The sequence below is a fragment of the Phaeovulum sp. genome, assembly GCF_030684035.1.
Lineage (GTDB): Bacteria > Pseudomonadota > Alphaproteobacteria > Rhodobacterales > Rhodobacteraceae > UBA6213.
This window is the reverse complement of record NZ_JAUXPI010000037.1, coordinates 50,047-68,282: the sequence shown is the minus strand read 5'-3', so window position 1 is coordinate 68,282 and position 18,236 is coordinate 50,047. Positions and strand designations below refer to the sequence as shown.

General features: G+C 66.0%; 19 protein-coding genes. 8 read left to right on the top strand and 11 right to left on the bottom strand.

Features of this window, described 5'->3' with window-relative positions:
- Positions 1-54: 54 nt before the first annotated feature.
- Entirely contained in the window at positions 55-960 is a 906-nt protein-coding gene (locus tag Q8J98_RS08570; protein WP_305293973.1) for a zinc-ribbon domain-containing protein, read from the top strand.
- 11 nt (positions 961-971) lie between these two features.
- On the opposite strand, the gene Q8J98_RS08565 is transcribed toward Q8J98_RS08570, so the two are convergent.
- The 6 genes from Q8J98_RS08565 to Q8J98_RS08540 all read right to left on the bottom strand — a co-directional run bounded on the left by Q8J98_RS08565 (position 972) and on the right by Q8J98_RS08540 (position 7,178).
- Positions 972-3,503: a DUF4175 domain-containing protein gene (locus Q8J98_RS08565; RefSeq protein WP_305293972.1), complete on the bottom strand. Its 2,532-nt coding sequence runs from the start codon at positions 3,501-3,503 to the stop codon at positions 972-974.
- 27 nt (positions 3,504-3,530) lie between these two features.
- A complete protein-coding gene (gene lysA, locus Q8J98_RS08560) occupies positions 3,531-4,796 on the bottom strand; it encodes a diaminopimelate decarboxylase (protein WP_305184312.1) in 1,266 nt (421 codons plus the stop codon).
- 85 nt (positions 4,797-4,881) lie between these two features.
- Positions 4,882-5,010: a hypothetical protein gene (locus Q8J98_RS08555; RefSeq protein WP_305293971.1), complete on the bottom strand. Its 129-nt coding sequence runs from the start codon at positions 5,008-5,010 to the stop codon at positions 4,882-4,884.
- Complete coding sequence (locus tag Q8J98_RS08550) at positions 5,007-5,159, bottom strand: hypothetical protein (protein WP_305184310.1); 153 nt, start codon at positions 5,157-5,159, stop codon at positions 5,007-5,009. The genes Q8J98_RS08555 and Q8J98_RS08550 overlap by 4 nt, the downstream gene beginning before the upstream one ends.
- Positions 5,156-6,556 carry an argininosuccinate lyase gene (argH, locus tag Q8J98_RS08545; protein WP_305293970.1) on the bottom strand — a complete coding sequence of 467 codons (1,401 nt, stop codon included), beginning with the start codon at positions 6,554-6,556 and terminating at the stop codon, positions 5,156-5,158. Before argH ends, Q8J98_RS08550 begins: the two co-directional genes overlap by 4 nt.
- 85 nt (positions 6,557-6,641) lie before the next feature.
- Complete coding sequence (locus tag Q8J98_RS08540; protein ID WP_305293969.1) at positions 6,642-7,178, bottom strand: DUF2087 domain-containing protein; 537 nt, start codon at positions 7,176-7,178, stop codon at positions 6,642-6,644.
- 276 nt (positions 7,179-7,454) lie between these two features.
- Here Q8J98_RS08540 and Q8J98_RS08535 point away from each other — a divergent pair, with 276 nt between their 5' ends.
- The 6 genes from Q8J98_RS08535 (at position 7,455) to Q8J98_RS08510 (ending at position 13,331) form a co-directional block, all read left to right on the top strand.
- Positions 7,455-8,024: a TlpA disulfide reductase family protein gene (locus Q8J98_RS08535; RefSeq protein ID WP_305293968.1), complete on the top strand. Its 570-nt coding sequence runs from the start codon at positions 7,455-7,457 to the stop codon at positions 8,022-8,024.
- A gap of 168 nt (positions 8,025-8,192) precedes the next feature.
- Positions 8,193-9,032, top strand: coding sequence for an EAL domain-containing protein (locus tag Q8J98_RS08530; RefSeq protein ID WP_305293967.1), 840 nt, complete (start codon positions 8,193-8,195; stop codon positions 9,030-9,032).
- A gap of 147 nt (positions 9,033-9,179) precedes the next feature.
- Positions 9,180-10,355 (top strand): acetyl-CoA C-acetyltransferase, encoded by a 1,176-nt coding sequence (locus Q8J98_RS08525; RefSeq protein ID WP_305184305.1) that lies wholly within the window; start codon positions 9,180-9,182, stop codon positions 10,353-10,355.
- Positions 10,356-10,452: 97 nt separating this feature from the next.
- Positions 10,453-11,178, top strand: coding sequence for an acetoacetyl-CoA reductase (gene phbB / locus Q8J98_RS08520; RefSeq protein ID WP_305293966.1), 726 nt, complete (start codon positions 10,453-10,455; stop codon positions 11,176-11,178).
- Positions 11,179-11,247: 69 nt separating this feature from the next.
- Complete coding sequence (locus Q8J98_RS08515) at positions 11,248-12,441, top strand: sugar-transfer associated ATP-grasp domain-containing protein (protein ID WP_305293965.1); 1,194 nt, start codon at positions 11,248-11,250, stop codon at positions 12,439-12,441.
- Between the two features lie 26 nt (positions 12,442-12,467).
- Positions 12,468-13,331, top strand: coding sequence for a DMT family transporter (locus Q8J98_RS08510; protein WP_305293964.1), 864 nt, complete (start codon positions 12,468-12,470; stop codon positions 13,329-13,331).
- A 3-nt stretch (positions 13,332-13,334) separates the two neighbouring features.
- Here the strand turns inward: Q8J98_RS08510 and Q8J98_RS08505 are convergent, their stop codons facing one another.
- From Q8J98_RS08505 to Q8J98_RS08495, 3 genes are all read right to left on the bottom strand, one after another.
- On the bottom strand, positions 13,335-13,502 hold the full coding sequence (locus tag Q8J98_RS08505) for a YdcH family protein (RefSeq protein WP_305184301.1): 168 nt from the start codon (positions 13,500-13,502) through the stop codon (positions 13,335-13,337).
- A 123-nt stretch (positions 13,503-13,625) separates the two neighbouring features.
- Entirely contained in the window at positions 13,626-14,381 is a 756-nt protein-coding gene (locus Q8J98_RS08500; protein ID WP_305293963.1) for a tRNA1(Val) (adenine(37)-N6)-methyltransferase, read from the bottom strand.
- On the bottom strand, positions 14,381-14,593 hold the full coding sequence (locus tag Q8J98_RS08495) for a DUF2007 domain-containing protein (protein ID WP_305184299.1): 213 nt from the start codon (positions 14,591-14,593) through the stop codon (positions 14,381-14,383). The genes Q8J98_RS08500 and Q8J98_RS08495 overlap by 1 nt, the downstream gene beginning before the upstream one ends.
- Before the next feature lie 64 nt (positions 14,594-14,657).
- Between Q8J98_RS08495 and Q8J98_RS08490 the strand changes: the two genes are divergently transcribed.
- On the top strand, positions 14,658-15,659 hold the full coding sequence (locus Q8J98_RS08490) for a polyprenyl synthetase family protein (RefSeq protein WP_305293993.1): 1,002 nt from the start codon (positions 14,658-14,660) through the stop codon (positions 15,657-15,659).
- A gap of 10 nt (positions 15,660-15,669) precedes the next feature.
- Here the strand turns inward: Q8J98_RS08490 and Q8J98_RS08485 are convergent, their stop codons facing one another.
- Together Q8J98_RS08485 and Q8J98_RS08480 are read right to left on the bottom strand one after the other, a co-directional pair.
- Positions 15,670-16,506 carry a 4-(cytidine 5'-diphospho)-2-C-methyl-D-erythritol kinase gene (locus Q8J98_RS08485; protein ID WP_370868073.1) on the bottom strand — a complete coding sequence of 279 codons (837 nt, stop codon included), beginning with the start codon at positions 16,504-16,506 and terminating at the stop codon, positions 15,670-15,672.
- Positions 16,496-18,211: a tetratricopeptide repeat protein gene (locus Q8J98_RS08480; RefSeq protein ID WP_305293962.1), complete on the bottom strand. Its 1,716-nt coding sequence runs from the start codon at positions 18,209-18,211 to the stop codon at positions 16,496-16,498. Before Q8J98_RS08480 ends, Q8J98_RS08485 begins: the two co-directional genes overlap by 11 nt.
- Between the last annotated feature and the right edge of the window lie 25 nt (positions 18,212-18,236).

Below are 18,236 nucleotides of genomic sequence, written 5' to 3'. Positions count from 1 at the left end.
CATGTGCAGAGCGAATGCCAGAATGGCGGTAGCTCGTGGTGGGCGTGGGGTGCGATGCGGCTGATATGCCCGAACTGCGGCGCGCAATACGAGGTGGATGACAACGTCATTCCCCCGGCCGGGCGCGATGTGCAATGTTCGGCCTGCGGCCATACCTGGTTTCAGCAAAGCCCCGAGGCGATGGCCGAAACCGCTGCGAGCGCCGACCCGGATGGCCTGCCCAGTCACGAGGAATGGGGCGCGATTGCGGCCATTGCGGAACCGCCGCCCGATGCAGCGGCGGGTGCTGCCCCGCCCGACGCAGCCCCTGAAGGTTATGCCGGTACGGATGCCACCACTGACCTGAGCGGCGACGATGGCACGGACGATGACACCGGCGCAGCCGAGACCGAGGCGACGCGGCGGACGCTCGACGAAAGCCTGTTGGCAATTCTGCGCGAAGAGGCAGAGCGCGAGGCACGGGCCCGCCGCGCCGAAGGCCGCAGCCTCGAAACCCAGCCCGACCTCGGGCTTGCGCCGCTGCCCGCAGCATTGGCGGCCCGCGCCGCTGCGGTGGCATCGCCGCCCGAAACAACCGCAGCAGCCGAGCGCAGCGCCCGGCTGCGCCCCGATCCCGGCGAGAGCCAGGATGCCGAGGGTGCGCGGCGCGACCGGCTTCCGGATATCGAGGTGATCAATTCCACGCTGCGCGCCAGTTCGGAGCGCGGCGGCCCAGGCGCATCCCTCGATGCGCCCGAAACCCGCGCCCGGCGACGCGCCGGGTTTCGGCTCGGCTTTGTTGCGGTCGTTTTGCTGGTTGCTGGCGCAATTGGGGTCTATGCCTACGCGCCGCGCATCGCCGTCTGGGCACCGCCGCTTGAGCCGGTGCTTTCGCGCTATGTCGCGGCAGTCGATGCCAGCCGGATCTGGCTTGATACGAGCATGGCGGCGTTGATCGCAAGGCTGCAAGCCGATAGCTGACCGGGCGGGGTTCAGAACATCTCCAGCAGACGCCGAAGGTAATCGAGCTCGGGTGCCGGGCGCAGCCGTTCGCCGCTGCGCCTGCGAATTTCGTCAAGCAGGTCGCGGGCGCGGCGGTACACGTCTTCGCCGCGCAACAGGGTTTCGTCGGTGCCCACCTGTCCGCCCTCGCCTGCCTGCCGCCCAAGCGGGTCGCGCGGCAGCAAGCGCGCCACGTCGCCGGGCTGCCTGCCGGATCTGCCCGGTTCGTTTTGCCCCTCGTCGGCGAGCATCTCGCCAAGTCCGCGCATGCCCTCGCGCAAAGCCTCGATCGCTTCGGCCTGGCGGTCGAGCGCCAAGCGGTTGTCGCCCTCGCGCAGCGCGCGTTCGGCCTCGTCCATGGCGCGCCCCGCGTCATCAAGCAGCCGCTGCACCGATTCGCCCTCGGGCGTGCCCTCGCCGGGCAACATGTCCTGTTGCAGGCCAAGCCGCTGGCGCAGATCGCGCTGTCGCTGAGACAGGCCGTCGGAGCCCGGCCCGCCACCCACGCCGCTGCCCGAGCCCGGTTGTCCGGGTTGTTGCCCCGGCTGGCCACCGCCCTCCTGCCCCTCGCCTGGCTGCTGCATCTGGCCGAAAAGCTCGTCGGAAAGCCCTTGCTGGTCACGCAGCGTTTCGCCCAACCCGCGCAGCGATTGCTGGCCGGGGCTGAGGCCGCCGCCCTCGCCGCCCTGGGTCACTTGCAGGTTCTCCATAAGCTGCGCGAGCTGGTTGAGCAGCTCCTGCGCCTCGGCCATCCGTCCGGCTTCCATCAGCCGCTGGATCTCGTCCATAAGCTGCTGAATCTGGTCACCGGTGATCTGCTGGCCCTGATTGTTTCGCGCAAACTCGTCTTGCGGCGTCTGCGCGCCGCGCTCGGCCAACATGCGAATGTAGTTGTCGGTGGCCTGCTTCAACTCCGCCATCAGCCGCGCGATCTCGTCGGGCGAAGCGCCGTTGCGCATCGCTTCGGAAAGCCGCTGCTGGGCGCGCTGCATTTCGGCCAGCGCATCGGCAAGCCCGCCGTCCTCGATCCGCTCGGCCATCAGCCAAAGCGCCTCGGCAAGTTCGTCACGCAGTTCCGGCGCGAGTGGACCCTGCGCCAGCGCACCGTCAAGCTGGCCGATCAGGGTGCGCAGCGGCAGGTAGGTGCGGGCGTTCAGGTTGGCATCCTCGGGCAAATAGCTGACCGCCTTCAGCACCTGCGCCACCCGCGGCGCATTTTCGCGCGACCACAAAAGATCACGGCGCATCTCGATCAGCGCCGCCGCCAGCGGGTCGAAGAACCTCCGGCCCGGCAGTTCCATCGCCAGCGGTGCTGCCGTGCCCTGCTGCCCGCGCCCGTCTTCCACCGAAAGCGTCAGCCGCACCGGCAGGTTGGCGAACGGGTGGCGCGCCGCATCTTCAACCAGGATTTCGCTGAAATCGGCACGGCTTCCGGTGATCGGCAGCGGCAGATCGAACACCAGCGGTTCGCGCGGCTCGGGTATGGCCAAAAGGCCATAGCGTCGATCCGCCGCCGCGAGGTCAAGCGTTATGGTCGCACGCCCGCGCAGCACGCCAAAATCATCACGCGCGCGAAACGGCTGCGACAGCTTGCCATCGGCGCGCCGGGTAGCGGCTGCCAGGGGTTCCACGAAAGGCGCGGTATCTGAGAGCACGGTCAGCGCGAAGGCACGCCCGCCCGGCCCGGTGATGGTGAGCGTGCCGCTGCGCACCGCCTCCCAGTCGATCACCTGCACGGCTCCGGCTGCCGCTGTGGCGTCAACAGGGGCGAGATCGCCCACGTCCTGCGCCAGCGAAAGTGCCCCGGCGGCACCGTAAAGCCGCAGCGACAGCCGCGTGCCTTCGGGCAGGCTCAGCGTGTCGGTTTCAAGCGCGTTGAGGTAAAGCGCCGGCCGGTCGGTATAGCGCGGCGGCGTTGCCCAGCCCTCCCAGCTTGGCCCGATCGCCGCGAGCGCCGCACCGCCGGAAGTGCCGCCGGGAAGGACCGGAGCAAGGTCTGAAAGCCGGGGTGGCGCGCCGAACAAGAGCGCCATGGCCAGCGCCGAGAGCGCCATGAGCCGCAGCCCGAAGCGGTCGCGCCGCACAAGTGCCGGGCGCGGTGGCACCGCCCGCGCGGATGCCGTGCGCGCCGCCATCCGCGCCCGATGCGCCTCCCAAAGCGCGTCGGCCCCTGCACCGCCCAGCGCCATCGTATCGGTAATCGCCGCAATCGGCCGCCCCGGCAACGACGCATCAAGCCGCAGGGTCGCCGCGTTGCGCGCGGGCAAGCGGAACCGCCAGAGCCCAAAGCCCAGCGCCACCACCCCTGCAAGCGCAGAAAGCCCCGCTGCCGCCTGCAAGGCGCGGGTGCCAAGCACCCCGGCCGCGCCAAAAGCAAGCGCCGCGTAGATGCAGGCGAGCAGCGCCAGGAGCGGCCAGAAGGCGCGCAGCACCCGTTCGACCACAAGCCCCGCCCAAGTCAATGCCAGCGGCAGCCGCAGCCGCCGCAGCGCCATTTCCACCGGGCTGTGCGTTTTCTTCATGCCTCTCCCTGGCGGGCGGTGCCCGCCTTAAAGCCACGCGGGAATGGTATCGCGTCCCAGCATTTCGTCATAGCTTGGCCGCGCCCGAATGACGGCGAAGTGATCCCCCCGCACCAGAACTTCGGGCACCAGCGGCCGCGCGTTATATTCCGATGCCATCACCGCGCCGTAAGCACCCGCCGAGCGGAAGGCCAACAGCTCGCCCTCGCCCATTGCGGGCAAGGCACGGGCTCTGGCAAATGTGTCGCCGGTTTCGCAGACCGGGCCGACCACATCGCAGGTTGCATGTTCTACCCCCGCTGCGGGTTCCAGCACCGGCACGATGTCGTGATGCGCGCCATACATCGAAGGCCGCGCGAGGTCGTTCATTGCCGCATCGATGATCAGGAACCGCCGCCCCTCGCCCTCTTTCAGCCAGATCACCGAAGCCACCAGCAGCCCGGCGTTGCCCGCAATGAACCGCCCCGGCTCGATCTCGATCTCGCAGCCAAGCGCGCCCACGGTTTCGCGGATCACCTGCCCGTAATCGAGCGGCAGCGGCGGGGCCTCGTTGGAGCGGGTATAGGGTATGCCAAGGCCACCGCCCAGATCGAGACGGCGGATGACATGGCCATCGGCGCGCAGCGCGCGGGTCAGTTCGGCGACCTTGCCGAATGCCTGCCGAAACGGGTCAAGCTCGGTCAACTGGCTGCCGATATGCACATCGACCCCGACCACGTCGATACCCGGCAGCGCCGCCGCCTCGGTATAGACGGCGCGCGCCCTGGCAATCGGGATGCCGAACTTGTTTTCCGATTTGCCAGTGGCGATCTTCTCGTGCGTTTTGGCATCCACGTCGGGGTTGACACGCAGCGCAATCGGCGCGCGCAGGCCCATGCTCGCGGCAATTTCGGAAAGCGCCCGAAGCTCGGGCTCGCTTTCGACGTTGAATTGCCGGATGCCGCCCGCAAGCGCCAGCCGCAACTCGCCCCGGGTCTTGCCGACACCGGAAAAGACGATGCGGCTGCCCGGCACGCCGGCGGCGCGCGCGCGCAGGTATTCGCCCGCCGAAACCACATCCATCCCCGCGCCGAGATCGCCGAGGGTCTTGAGCACGGCCAGATTGCCATTCGCCTTGACCGCAAAGCAGATCAGATGTGGCAGCCCCGCCAGGGCCTCTTGAAACAGCCGGTAATGGCGGGTCAATGTCGCGGTGGAATAGACGTAGAAGGGTGTGCCCACCGAAGCGGCAATTTCCGGGATCGGCACATCTTCGGCATGAAGCACCCCGCCCCGGTAAAGGAAATGATCCATCACCGCCTCCGGCACGAGGCTTGCGGCGGGGTAGGGTGGCAGCGGGCAAGGCGCGGCATCTTTGGGTCCGTTCATCAATGGGGGGTCAGCGGTCGAAGGTCGGGCCAACCCCGGCAGGCAGCGTCGCCGCGCCGCCTTGTGGTTTCGGCGCGCCATCAATGCCGCATGCGGCAAGCGGTAGGGCAAGCACGAACAGGAGCGCAATGCGGATCATGGTGCCACCCCCACGGTCAGCCCGCCGATCTGGCCGGTGATCACCGGCTGTACGCGCACCCCGGTATCATCCATCTTGATGCGGGCGGTCAGCGCGGGGTCGGTGCAGCCAGCCAGCGCCAACACGGCAAACGCGATGAGACGGGTCATCCGAGAACCTCCTTCCAGCGCGCGATCTGCGCGCGCACCTGCGCGGGCGCGGTGCCGCCATGGCTCAGCCGCGACGCTACCGAATTGTGCACGCCGAGCACCGCGAACACCGCCTCGGTGATCGCCGGGTGCACCGCCTGCATGTCGCCAAGGCTGAGCGCGGGCAAATCGCAGCCGCGCGCCTCGGCCACTGCCACCAAGGCACCGGTCACATGATGCGCCTCGCGAAACGGCAGCCCCGCCTCGCGCACCAGCCAATCCGCAAGGTCGGTGGCGGTGGAAAACCCGCTCGACGCCGCGCTTTCGAGATTGGCACGGTTTACTGTCAGATCGCGCAGCATTCCCTCCATTGCCGCCAGCGCCAGCAACAGCGTGTCGGCGGCATCAAAGACCTGTTCCTTGTCTTCCTGCATGTCCTTGGAATAGGTCAGTGGCAACCCTTTCATCACGGTAAAGAGCGCCACCGATGCGCCAAGGATGCGCCCGATCTTGGCGCGGATAAGCTCGGCGGCGTCGGGGTTACGCTTTTGCGGCATGATCGACGAGCCGGTGGACCAGCGGTCGCTGAGCGCGACAAAGCGGAATTGCGCCGAAGACCAGATCACCAGCTCTTCCGCGAGGCGCGAAAGGTGCATGGCCGAGATCGATGCGGCAGCCAGAAACTCCAACGCAAAATCTCGGTCGGATACCGCATCAAGGCTGTTGGCCATCGGCCGGTCAAAGCCGAGCGCCGCCGCCGTGGCGTGGCGGTCGATCGGGAAGGATGTTCCCGCGAGCGCCGCCGCACCCAGGGGGCATTCGTTCATCCGCGCGCGGGCGTCGATGAAGCGCGAGCGATCGCGCGCCAGCATTTCGACATAGGCCATCATGTGGTGGCCCCAGGTCACCGGCTGGGCGGTCTGCAAATGGGTGAAGCCCGGCATCACCCAATCTGCCCCCGCCTCGGCCTGCGCCAGCGCCGCGCGGATCAGCGCTTCCAGCCCGGAAATCGCCGCGTCGCATTGATCGCGCACCCAGAGCCGAAAATCGGTTGCCACCTGATCGTTGCGGCTTCGCGCCGTGTGAAGCCGCCCCGCAGGCGCGCCGATGATCTCCTTCAGCCGCGCTTCAACGTTCATGTGGATGTCTTCCAGCGCTACCCGGAACGGAAACGACCCCGCCTCGATCTCGGCAAGCACCGTCAGAAGGCCGCCCCGGATCGCCTCGGCATCCGCCCCCGATATGATGCCCTGCGCGGCAAGCATGGCGGCATGCGCGCGGCTGCCCTGAATGTCTTGCGCATAAAGGCGTTTGTCAAAGCTGATCGAAGCGTTGATTGCCTGCATGATCGCATCGGGTCCGGCGCTGAACCGCCCTCCCCACATGGCATTCGACTGGGTATCGGTGGAATCGGTCATCGGCTCGGCCTCGGCGCAACATCTCTGCGCCGAGCCTTACACGGCGCGGGCTCTGCGCGCAAATGCCCGCGCCGCGATTGCCGCCCTATCCGCGCGCCGAAAGCTGGCGGATCAGCGCCAGCGCCTCGGGCGGCGGGCGCTGTTCGATGCGGCGGTAATCGGTGCAATCGGGTTTGCGCGACATCATTCCCGCGCCGACCATGAAACGGCGCAATTGCGCCGGGTCGCCAAAAAGGTGCCAGGCGTTCAGATGCACGTTCACCTCGCGCTCGGACATGGATGTATCGGCGGGGATATGCGCCCAAAGCGCCCAGAGGCACAGGCTGATCTGGCTGGCGCGCGATGGCCAGCGGATCAGCCGCGCTTCGGCGTCAAATTGGCGCAGCGCGCGGGCGACCTGGGTGAAATCGACCGTCTCGGCCGGCGCGGGTTCCGCCAGGGCCGCCCTGGCCCCGTAGCTGGCGCGGAAATGCTGAAAATTGCGCCAACCCGCGCCGCGCGCCAGCATGTTGAGCATTGCCAGGTGGCCGGGCGGCGCGGGCGTTTCGCCCAATTGCCGCACCAGCGCCTTGGCCAGCGACGAAATATCAGCAACTTCAAAGGCATAAGCAGTTCGTGTCATGGCCGTCCTCGTCTCGTGCCGGGCCTTTCAGGGTCGATGGTCACCGGCTTTCGACGCGGCACGCGAGGGCTGTTGACCCCTGTGCAAGGTGCAGGTTTAGCTTGCCTTTGCGGCACGGTGACGCCTGGGTGAACTGCCGACCCGGGCACAATCTGCCGCAAAAACCGCACCACCTCAAGCCCTGCCCTGCGATGACGAGTTGGTGAGGTGGCTTTCGCCGCGGCGGTCGAAGAGTTAAATGCTTCACAGCGGCCAAGCCGCCATGAGGAGAAAGCCATGCCCCTGTTTCGCCGCCTTGCCCTCGTCGCTGCACTGGCCTTCACCGCCCAGGGGGCGTTTGCCGCCGACATCGAGGCTTTGCGTTTGGGTGACATGAAAAAGCTGGCGGTTACCGCGCCGCCCACGGCGATGCCCGAGGTCGTGCTGCTTGATGAAAAGGGTGCCAAGCGCCGCCTTGATGAATGGCGCGGCAAGGTTCTGGTGGTAAATTTCTGGGCGACATGGTGCGCCAGTTGCCGCACCGAAATGCCTTCACTCGACAGGCTTCAGGGTGCCATGGGAAGCGATGCTTTCGAGGTTCTCACCGTTGCCACCGGGCGCAATTCGATGCCTGCAATCGAAAAGTTCTTTGCCGAGGCGGGCGTGACGCATTTGCAGATCTTGCGCGATGAGCGCCAGACAATGTCGCGGGAACTGGGCATTCTCGGCCTGCCGGTAACACTGATCCTGAACCGCGAAGGACAGGAAGTGGCGCGGATGATCGGTGATGCGGCTTGGGATGGGGCTGAAGCGCGCGCGCTGCTTGCCGCGTTAGTGGCCGAGGGAACGCCTGGGCCGACGAACTGAACCGACCATTGGCGCGGCGGGGGGCTGCGCAAGGTTGCGGGCGCGATGCCCATGAAGGGCCCGGTCTGCCTGCCCGAAGATTTCCAGCAAATTCTACGCAAACGCGAACCTTTACTCCTTCTTAGCGGCTTCAAGGCGAAATTGCGTCGAAGCAGCAGGGAGCGGGCCATGCATCAACGTGTTCTTCCTCCGACCGAGCCTGTCGAGCCCGGGCTGGTCAGCCCGCTCAATTACGCTGTGGCACAGCAAGACCGTGAAACCATGTCGATGGTGCGCTGCGCGGTGGAACGGCGCGATGTGGTGCTGGCGTTTCAGCCTATTGTGCAGGGTGCCAGCCCCGATCGCCCGGCCTTTTACGAGGGCCTGATTCGGATTCTGGATGAAACCGGGCGGATCATTCCGGCCAAGGATTTCATCGAGACCATCGAAACCACCGAGCTTGGTCGCAAGATCGATTGCCTGTCGCTGGAAATGGGGCTGATCGCGCTTGCCGCCGACCCGGGCCTGCGGCTTGCCATCAACATGTCGGCGCGATCGATCGGCTATCCGCTCTGGATGAAAACGTTGAGCAAGGGTTTGGCAATGGATGACACCGCGGCCGAGCGGCTGATTCTCGAAATCACCGAAAGCTCGGCCATGGTCATGCCCGAAATCGTGACCGTCTTCATGCATGACCTTCAGCAGCGCGGCGTTTCGTTTGCGCTTGACGATTTTGGTGCCGGCTTCACCTCGTTTCGTTACCTGCGCGAATTCTACTTTGACATCATCAAGATCGACGGGCAGTTCATCCGCGGCATCAGCGACAACGCCGACAATCAGGTGTTGACACAGGCGCTGATGTCGATTGCGCGGCACTTTGACATGTTCACGGTGGCCGAGTCGGTCGAGAACGGGCGCGACGCTGCATTCTTGCAAAGCCTCGGCATCGACTGCATGCAGGGCTACTACTATGGCGCGCCCACAATCGTGCCGCCATGGAAAGTTCCCGCCGCGCAACTGCGCGCCTGAACCCCTGCCACTGCGCAAGAAAATTGCGCGACCACCCGCGCGCCCTAACCATTTGGCTTGACCAGCGACCAGCTTTGCGCATGCTGCACAGCGGCATCGAGGCGCGGAAGCGCCTTGTTTTCGCTTATCCGCAATGGGAGGGGTTTCATGACCAATGTCGTAATCGTTTCGGCGGCGCGCACCGCTGTCGGCAGCTTCAACGGCGCGTTCGCCAACACGCCCGCGCATGAACTGGGTGCCGTCGTGCTTGCCGAGGTTGTGGCGCGGGCGGGGATCGACAAGGCTGAGGTGAGCGAAACCATTCTCGGCCAGGTGCTGACCGCCGGGCAGGGCCAGAACCCCGCCCGACAGGCGCATATAAAAGCCGGGCTGCCGATCGAAGCGGCGGCCTGGAGCATCAACCAGGTCTGCGGCTCCGGACTGCGTTCGGTGGCGCTTGCCGCGCAGCACATTCAGCTTGGCGATGCGGATATCGTGATTGCGGGTGGGCAGGAAAGCATGTCGCTCGCGCCCCATGTCGCGCATCTGCGCGCCGGGCAGAAGATGGGCGACCTGAGCTTCATCGATTCGATGATTCGCGATGGGCTTTGGGATGCCTTCAACGGTTACCACATGGGCCAGACCGCCGAAAACGTCGCCAAACAATGGCAGATCAGCCGCGATATGCAGGATGCCTTTGCCTTGGCCAGCCAGAACAAGGCCGAAGCCGCGCAGAAGGCAGGTAAGTTCGCCGACGAAATCGTCGCCTTCACGGTCAAGACCCGCAAGGGCGACATCGTGGTGAGCGCGGATGAATACATCCGCCACGGTGCCACGCTTGAATCGATGCAGAAATTGCGACCCGCCTTCACCAAGGATGGCACGGTGACCGCAGGCAACGCCTCGGGCATCAACGACGGCGCGGCGGCGGTGCTTTTGATGACCGAGGCCGAGGCGGCGCGGCGCGGGCTGGTGCCGCTGGCGCGCATCGCCTCTTACGCGACGGCGGGCGTTGACCCCTCGATCATGGGTTGCGGGCCGATTCCGGCGAGCCGGAAAGCACTGGAAAAAGCGGGCTGGAAGGCCTCGGACCTCGATCTGATCGAAGCGAACGAAGCCTTTGCGGCGCAGGCCTGCGCGGTCAATGCCGATCTTGGCTGGGATACGGCACGGGTCAACGTCAACGGCGGGGCCATTGCCATTGGCCACCCGATCGGTGCCTCGGGCGCGCGCATTCTGAACACGCTGCTGTTCGAAATGAAGCGCTCGGGCGCGAACAAGGGGCTCGCGACGCTCTGCATCGGCGGCGGCATGGGCGTGGCCATGTGCCTCGAGCGGGCCTGAATTTCTGCAAATGCGAAGCCGGGGGCGCAACATTGTTGCGCGCCTGGTTTCTTTTCGGTAACAGGATTTCAAGGGAAACTGATTTTCGGGAGGAATCATGTCGAGAGTGGCACTTGTAACCGGCGGCTCGCGCGGCATTGGCGCGGCCATTTCAATCGCGCTGAAGGCAGCGGGCTACAAGGTAGCAGCCAACTACGCCGGCAACGACGAGGCGGCTGCAAAATTTGCCGCTGAAACCGGCATTGCCACCTACAAATGGTCGGTTGCGGATTACGAGGCCTGCGTGGCGGGAATCGCCCGTGTCGAGGCAGATCTTGGCCCGGTGGATGTGTTGGTCAACAACGCCGGCATCACCCGCGATGCGATGTTCCACAAGATGACGCCGCAAATGTGGAAAGAGGTGATGGATACCAACCTTTCCGGCCTGTTCAACATGACGCATCCGGTCTGGAACGGCATGCGTGATCGCAAGTTTGGCCGGGTCATCAACATCTCGTCGATCAACGGCCAGAAGGGGCAGGCGGGGCAGGCGAATTATTCCGCCGCGAAGGCAGGCGATCTGGGCTTCACCAAGGCACTGGCGCAAGAAGGCGCGCGCGCGGGCATCACCGTAAACGCTATCTGCCCCGGCTACATCGGCACCGAAATGGTCCGCGCCATCGACCCCAAGGTGCTGGCCGAGCGCATCATTCCGCAGATTCCGGTCGGCCGCCTTGGCGAGCCCGAGGAAATTGCGCGTTGCGTGGTATTTCTTGCGGCCGATGGCGCGGGCTTCATTACCGGTTCGACCATCAGTGCAAACGGCGGGCAGTTCGTCGTCTGACAATGCACCGATTGCGGGCGCGGGGGAAGGCGGTTAGCCTTCGCCCGCAGCCCTCAGGCGGAGCGCCGAATGACCGCGACCAAATCCGAAACCATCCTTGCAACCAGAATCCGCGCCAACAAGCCCGATCTGGCCTTCTGGTTGCGCAAGGCGCAGAGCGCTGGCGGGCGCTCGACCGCCGCGATGATCTGGGACATGGCACGGCTGGCGGGTGGTCCCGGCAAGCTGCGCCCCTACGACTACCTGCGCTATGAGCTCTATCGGCCGACACTCTCCGCCGCCGAGCGTGCCGCCTTCCTTTCGCCCCACGGCAGCGACCTGCTCAACGCCCGCTTTTCGCCGCCATCGCGCGAGCTGCAATCGTCGCTGACCATCGACAAGGTGCTGACCGCTGTCGTGTTGAAAGCTGCCGGATTTCCGGTGCCCGAAACCCGCGCGATTCTTTCGGTCGATGCCAATTACGGCGCGATGTCGGCGCTGCGCACGGCGGCAGATATCGTCGCTTTTCTGCGCGACCCGGCGAACCTGCCGGTATTCGGCAAGCCGGTGAACAGCTCGCAGTCGGTGGGGGCTGCGTCGTTCCTGTCGGTTACGCCAGATGGTGCCGAAGTTCTGCTGGGCGACGGGCGGCAGGCAAGCGTTGCCGCGATTGCTGAAGAGATCATGCAGTATTTCCACCGCGGCTATTTGTTTCAGGAACTGCTGCGCCAGCCCCCCGAAATCATCGCCATCGCGGGCGAGACGCTGTCGAGCATGCGGCTGGTCACGCTTTGGGTGCCCGGCGGGCCGCAGCTGCTTTACGCGGGGTCAAAGCTTCCGGCCCCTGGGGCGATGGTCGATTCGCTGATGGGCGGCGACAACGTGCTGGTTCTGATCGACCCGGCAACCGGCGAGGCAACCCGCGCAATGCTGAGTGCTTCAGGCGGTCGCAAGTTCATCACGCATTCGCAGCTTTTCCCCGAGGCACCTGTGGTGGGAATGCACTATCCGCACTGGGCAGAGGTGACCCGCATGGCAACCGAGGCGCACCGCATGTTTCCGGGCCACGGGATATTGGGCTTTGACATCGTGCAGACCACGCGCGGCCCGGTGATAACCGAAATCAACACCAACCCGCATCATGCGCTTTACCAGTTTTGTGCGGATCGGGGCATGCTGAACCCCGAGTTTCGGGTGCTTTTTGCTGCCGCAGAAATAGATCAGGAGCGGCGGCGTGCTGACCAGAAGCTGCGCGATGCGGCTTTCAATGCGGCGAGCCACTAGGCGCGAGGCGCAGGAAGAGTCAGGGCATGTTGGCTGAGCGCAGGCGCGCAACTCTTGTCGGGTTTTCGGCGGTGGTGCTCTGGTCGCTGCTGGCCCTGTTCACCGTGGGGTCGGCACCGGTGCCACCGTTGCAGCTCAACGCCATGACCTTCGCCATCGGCGGCACCATGGGGTTGATCTGGGTCGCGCGCAGCGGCGGGTTCAGGCAACTCGGAACCGTGCCGCTAAAGGTCTATGCTTTCGGCACCGCCGGTCTTTTTGGCTACCACTTTCTTTACTTCAGCGCCCTGCGGATGGCGCCACCCGCCGAGGCGGGGCTGATTGCCTATCTCTGGCCGCTGCTGATCGTGCTGTTTTCCGGGCTGTTGCCCGGCGAAAAGCTGCGGCGGGCGCATGTTGCCGGGGCGGCGGTCGCCTTTGCCGGGGCGGCGCTGATCGTGGCCGGGGGGCGTGGCATCGGGGGCGGGCTGCAACCCGGCCACCTGCTCGCCTTGCTCTGCGCGCTCACCTGGGCGAGCTATTCGCTGATCTCACGGCGCTTGGGTGCCGTGCCCACGGCGACAGTCGCGGTGTTTTGTCTTGCAACTTCAGCGCTTTCCCTGCCCGCGCATCTGGCGCTTGAGGAAACCCGGTGGCCGGTAGGGGCCATTGGCTGGGGCGCGGTTCTGGCGCTTGGGCTCGGGCCGGTGGGGCTGGCATTCTACACCTGGGATATCGGCGTGAAGCGTGGCGACATCCAGATGCTCGGCACCGCCTCTTATGCCGCGCCGCTGTTTTCAACGCTGGCGCTGGTGCTGGCGGGAATGGCAAGGCCAAGCCCCACATTGGCGCTTGCGGCCGTGCTGATTGCTGGCGGGGCCTTGCTTGCCGCGCGCGCTGCGCGGCGATAACGCCTATTCGTGGGTCAGGCGGTGGATTTCTTCCTTGATCTTCAGCTTTTGTTTCTTGAGTTCGGCAATTTCAACGTCGCTGGAGCCGGGGCTGCGCTGCGCTTCTTCGACCGCCGCGGAAAGCGCCTCGTGCTTTTTGCGCAGCTCTTCGATGTGGGCATCAACCGTCATGGCCGTCTCCTTCTTCTGGTGCTCATTGTCATGATTGCATCACATTCCGGCGGCGGTGTCACGCCCGGTGGCGGCGCTGATCGAGGTTTTTGCGCAAGCTGCGCGCGTTGGTCGCGGCGCGGCCTAGCGCCAGGCGAGCGCGGCACCATCGCGCAGGATCGCGCGGGCGGCATCGGTCAGGTCTTCGCCGTCGCGCAGATGGCGGGGCGCTGCGTGCATGTGAAACGGCGCAAGCAGCCGGAACGCGCCGCGCCCGCCCTTGCGCGCCAACACCAGCACCCGCCCCGCTGGCCGCGCCACGCGCGCGGCGATCGGCAGCACGGTAACGCCGAAGGCACCCGGTGCAAACGCGGCAAGCGCATCGGGCAGGCGGTCGGCACGCAATATCAGCGTCAGGTAGCCACCGCTGACAAGCCGCCGCAGACCGGTTTCTAACCAGACCGCAAGCGGCGTCGCCTCGCGCTGCGCAGTTTCACGGCCGGGGTCGGCGGCGGCACTTCCGGGATGCGCGAAAAACGGCGGGTTGGCGAGCACATGGTCGAAGCTTCGGGCGCGCAGCGCCGAGGGCGGCGCGGCCAGATCACCCTCGAACACCTCGAAGATCTGGGCGCTGCGTTCCGCATTGCGGCGCGCGAGGTCGGCATAATCCGCCTGCATCTCGATGCCCTGAAGTCGCAGCCCCGGTACCCGCGCCCCGAGGCAGAGGCTTGCAACCCCCGCGCCGCAGCCAAGCTCCAGCACCGATTGGCCCGCGACTGCCGGGCAGGCTGCCGCAAGCAGAACCGCATCCATCGCCGCCCGAAACCCCTCGCGCGGCTGCAAAAGCCGCAGCCGTCCGCCCAGAAACGCGTCTTCGCTCAGCGAATCGTCGGCGAACATCACGCCCCGTCCAGCCCGTTATCGGCCAATACCGCGCGCGCCTCATCCAGATCCGCATCCGCCACCATCAGGCGGCGCGGCAATATGCCTATGCTGCCTTCAAGAACGCTCATGTGGACGTCCATCTGAAACGCCGTTATACCCTCGCCCTCAAGAAGGGCGGTGGCGAAGGCGATTTTCACCGGGTCGGTGGTGCGCAAAAGCTCTTTCATGCGACCAGACTTAGGCACGAATGCCTGCCCTGTCGAGGTCGCCCGAGAAATGGAGACCGCGGCGATGGGGCGACAGGACAAAACGCATAAGCCGCATGACCAACTCGCCGAGGCGCTTGCCGAGGACATGGCGGCGGTGAACGCGCTGATCCGCAGCCGGATGGCAAGCGAACACGCCCCCCGCATTCCCGAGGTGACCGCGCATCTGGTCGAAGCGGGTGGCAAGCGGCTTCGACCGATGCTCACCCTCGCCGCGGCGCGGCTTTGCGGCTACGCTGGGCCTTACCATGTGCATCTGGCCGCAACGGTGGAGTTCATTCACACCGCCACGCTGCTGCACGATGACGTGGTTGACGAAAGCGCGCAGCGGCGTGGGCGACCCACCGCCAACCTCTTGTGGGACAACAAGTCGAGCGTGCTGGTGGGCGATTACCTTTTTGCCCGCTCGTTCCAGTTGATGACCGAAACCGGCAATATGCGGGTGCTCGACATTCTCGCAAATGCTTCGGCGGTCATCGCCGAGGGCGAAGTTCTTCAACTGACCGCGGCACAGGATCTGCGCACCGATACGGCGGTTTATCTGCAGGTGATCCGCGGCAAGACCGCAGCGCTTTTCTCGGCGGCGACCGAGGTCGGCGGGGTGATTGCGGGCGCGCCCGAGGCACAGGTGCGCGCGCTCTTCACCTATGGCGATGCCCTGGGCGTGGCGTTCCAGATGGTCGATGACTACCTTGACTATGCCGGCGATGCCGGGGCGATCGGCAAGAACACCGGTGACGATTTCCGCGAGCGCAAGCTGACGCTGCCGGTGATACTGGCGGTTGCAAAGGCCAATGCTGAAGAGCGCGGTTTCTGGAGCCGGGTAATCGAAAAGGGCAACCAGCGCGAAGGCGACCTTGCGCAGGCAATGGCGGTCATGGCGCGGCACGGCACGCTTGAGGCGACGCGGCTTGAGGCGCGGCACTGGGCCAGCAAGGCGCGCGCGGCACTTGCCGAATTGCCCGCGCATCCCTTGCGCACGATGCTGGACGAACTGGCCGACTACGTTGTGGCGCGAACGGTCTGAGGCAGCCGGTTCAGGCGGAAAGCGCGGTGTCACGCACCCACCAGCCGGGCTCGGCGGCTGCAATGGCGCGCGCTGCGGCGGCAGCGTGCAGCGGGTCGGCAAAAATCCCGAAGCTGGTGGCACCTGACCCCGACATCCGCGCCAACAGGCAGCCCGGCTGCGCGGCAAGCGCCGCCAGCACCTTGCCTATCACCGGGGCAAGATGTCGCGCCGGAAGTTCCAGATCATTGCGCTGCATGCGCAGGAAGCTCGCCAGTTCCGCCGCCGATGCGCAACGCGGCAGCGTCTGCGGCATGGGTTTGCCGGTCTTGTCCGCCAGCGCGGCGAATACCGCAGGCGTCGCAACCGCGACCCCGGGGTTGGCGAGCACCAGCCAGAATGGCGGCAGTTGCGGCACCTCTGCCAGCACCTCGCCGATTCCGCCCATCCGCCGGGGCCGGGGCGCAAGGCACACCGGCAGGTCAGCCCCAAGCCGCGCCACCTCGCGCAGATCGGGCAGCGCCCGGTTGCAGAGCCGCGCGAGGCCGCGCAGCGCCGCGGCGGCGTCGGATGAGCCGCCACCCAGCCCCGCCGCCACCGGCAAGTGCTTTTCAAGGGTGATCATCGCGCCGCAGCCGCCCATCAGCGCTGCGGCCCGCAACACAAGATTCGTAGGGTCCGATGGCAACCCCTTTGCCATTGGTCCGGTCACGCCGAGGCTGAGGGCATCCGCGGACGCAAAGTGCAGCCGGTCGCCCGTTTCGGTGAACACCACAAGTGAATCGAGCAGATGATAGCCGTCGGCGCGCTGGCCAGTAACGTGCAGCGTCAGGTTCACCTTGGCCGGGGCAGCTTCATCAATTGCCATTGGCGGCGAGCGCCTTCAGCGGCGGCATACCTTCTTCGGCCAGCACGACATCAAGCCCGACCTCAAGCTTGCGCCGGATTCGCGCCGCCTCCTCCTCGGTCTCGGGGCCGAAGGAAAGAGCGCGGCGCCACTGGAATTCGGCCTCGCGCAGCCGCCCCACGGCCCAGAAGACATCGCCCAGATGATCGTTGACCAGCGCATCGACCGGCATCAGCGACGCCGCCTTTTCCATATGGCCCACGGCTTCCTGATAGCGGCCAAGCCGGTAGAGCACCCAGCCGAGGCTGTCGACGATGGCACCGTCATTGGGCACCGCAGCCACCGCGCGCTCGATCATGCCCAAAGCCTCGTCGAGGTTCTCGTTGCGGTCAACGAAGGAATAACCGAGGTAGTTGAGCACCTGCGGCTGGTCGGGGTTCAGCCGCAGCGCGGTGCGAAAGTCGGCCTCTGAGGCCGCCCATGCACCGGCGCGCTCGTTTGCCATGCCGCGCGCATAGTAGAGGAACCACTGATCCGGCGCGGGTTCGCCGTAAATCGCGATCGCCCGGTCATAGGAAAGCGCCGCTTCGGCATAGATCTGGGTGCGCCGCTGCATATCGCCTAGCGCGCTCCAGATGCCGGGTGTATCGGGAAAATCGCGCGCAAGGGCTGTCAGCACTTCAAGCGCCGCTTCCCTGCGCCCGGCTTCGAAAAGCGCCCCTGCGCGGCCCAGCTCGGCTGCGTGAAATGCCTCGCTGCTGCGCGCAATACCGGCATAGACGCCGGTTGCGAGGTCATATTGCTTCATCCGCTCCAGAATGCTCGCCACCAGCAGCACCGCATCGACATGCTCGGGCCGCACGAATTCGGCAAAGCGCGCGTAGGCCAGTGCATAGCTGTCGGGTGTTTCGCTGTTCAGTGCACCAGCAACGGTAAAGAACACCTCGGCCAGTCCGTCGCGCGCTGAACCGATCAGGCTAAAGGGCAGCGCCTCGCCCGCCTCCAGCCGGTCGCGAAGCGCGGCAATGGCAGGGTCCGGATCAGGGCCGAACAGGGCGGTGAGCATTTCCAGCGCATCGGCACCTCGGTCAAGCTGGCTGAGCACCTGTGCATGCGCAATCACCGAGCGCCGCGTAGCCCGTAACGGCCCCGCTTCGGCACCCGACAGAATCGCGTCGGCCCCTTCGAAATCACCCACACTCGCCAGCGCGAGCGCCTTGTGGTAGAGGCCGAAGGCCGCGTAGCTTTCATCTGCGGCAAGCGCGTTGAAGCCTGCCAGCGCCTCTTGCGTCTGGCCGCCGCCAAGCCGGGCCCAGGCAAGCAGAAGTCCGTCAAGCAGCGGCCCGGTGTTGGTTCCCGCCGCGACCAGCGCCTGCACCTGCGCCAAATCGCCACTTCGGGCGGCACCCGCAAGCCGCACCAGCGAAGCCATCTGGCTGCCATTCGGCCCGGTCGCCATGGTTTCGGCCAGCGCGGCGGCGGCGGTGATATCGCCTACCGCGACCTGCGCAATAAGCGCCGCTTCTTGCAGGAACAGGTTCCCGGGGTCGGCCGCCAGCACCTGCACCGAATAGCGCGCCGCTGCGGCGAAATCATTTGCAACCGCTGCCTCGCGCGCGGCTAGGTAAGGCCCGGCGAAATCTTCGCTGTCCTGGGCGCGGGCAGCAAGCGGCAGCGCGGCGGCAAGGCAGAGCACGAGCAGGGCGCGGGCAGATTGACAAGGCAAGATGCGGCTCCTCATTGGCATGGCG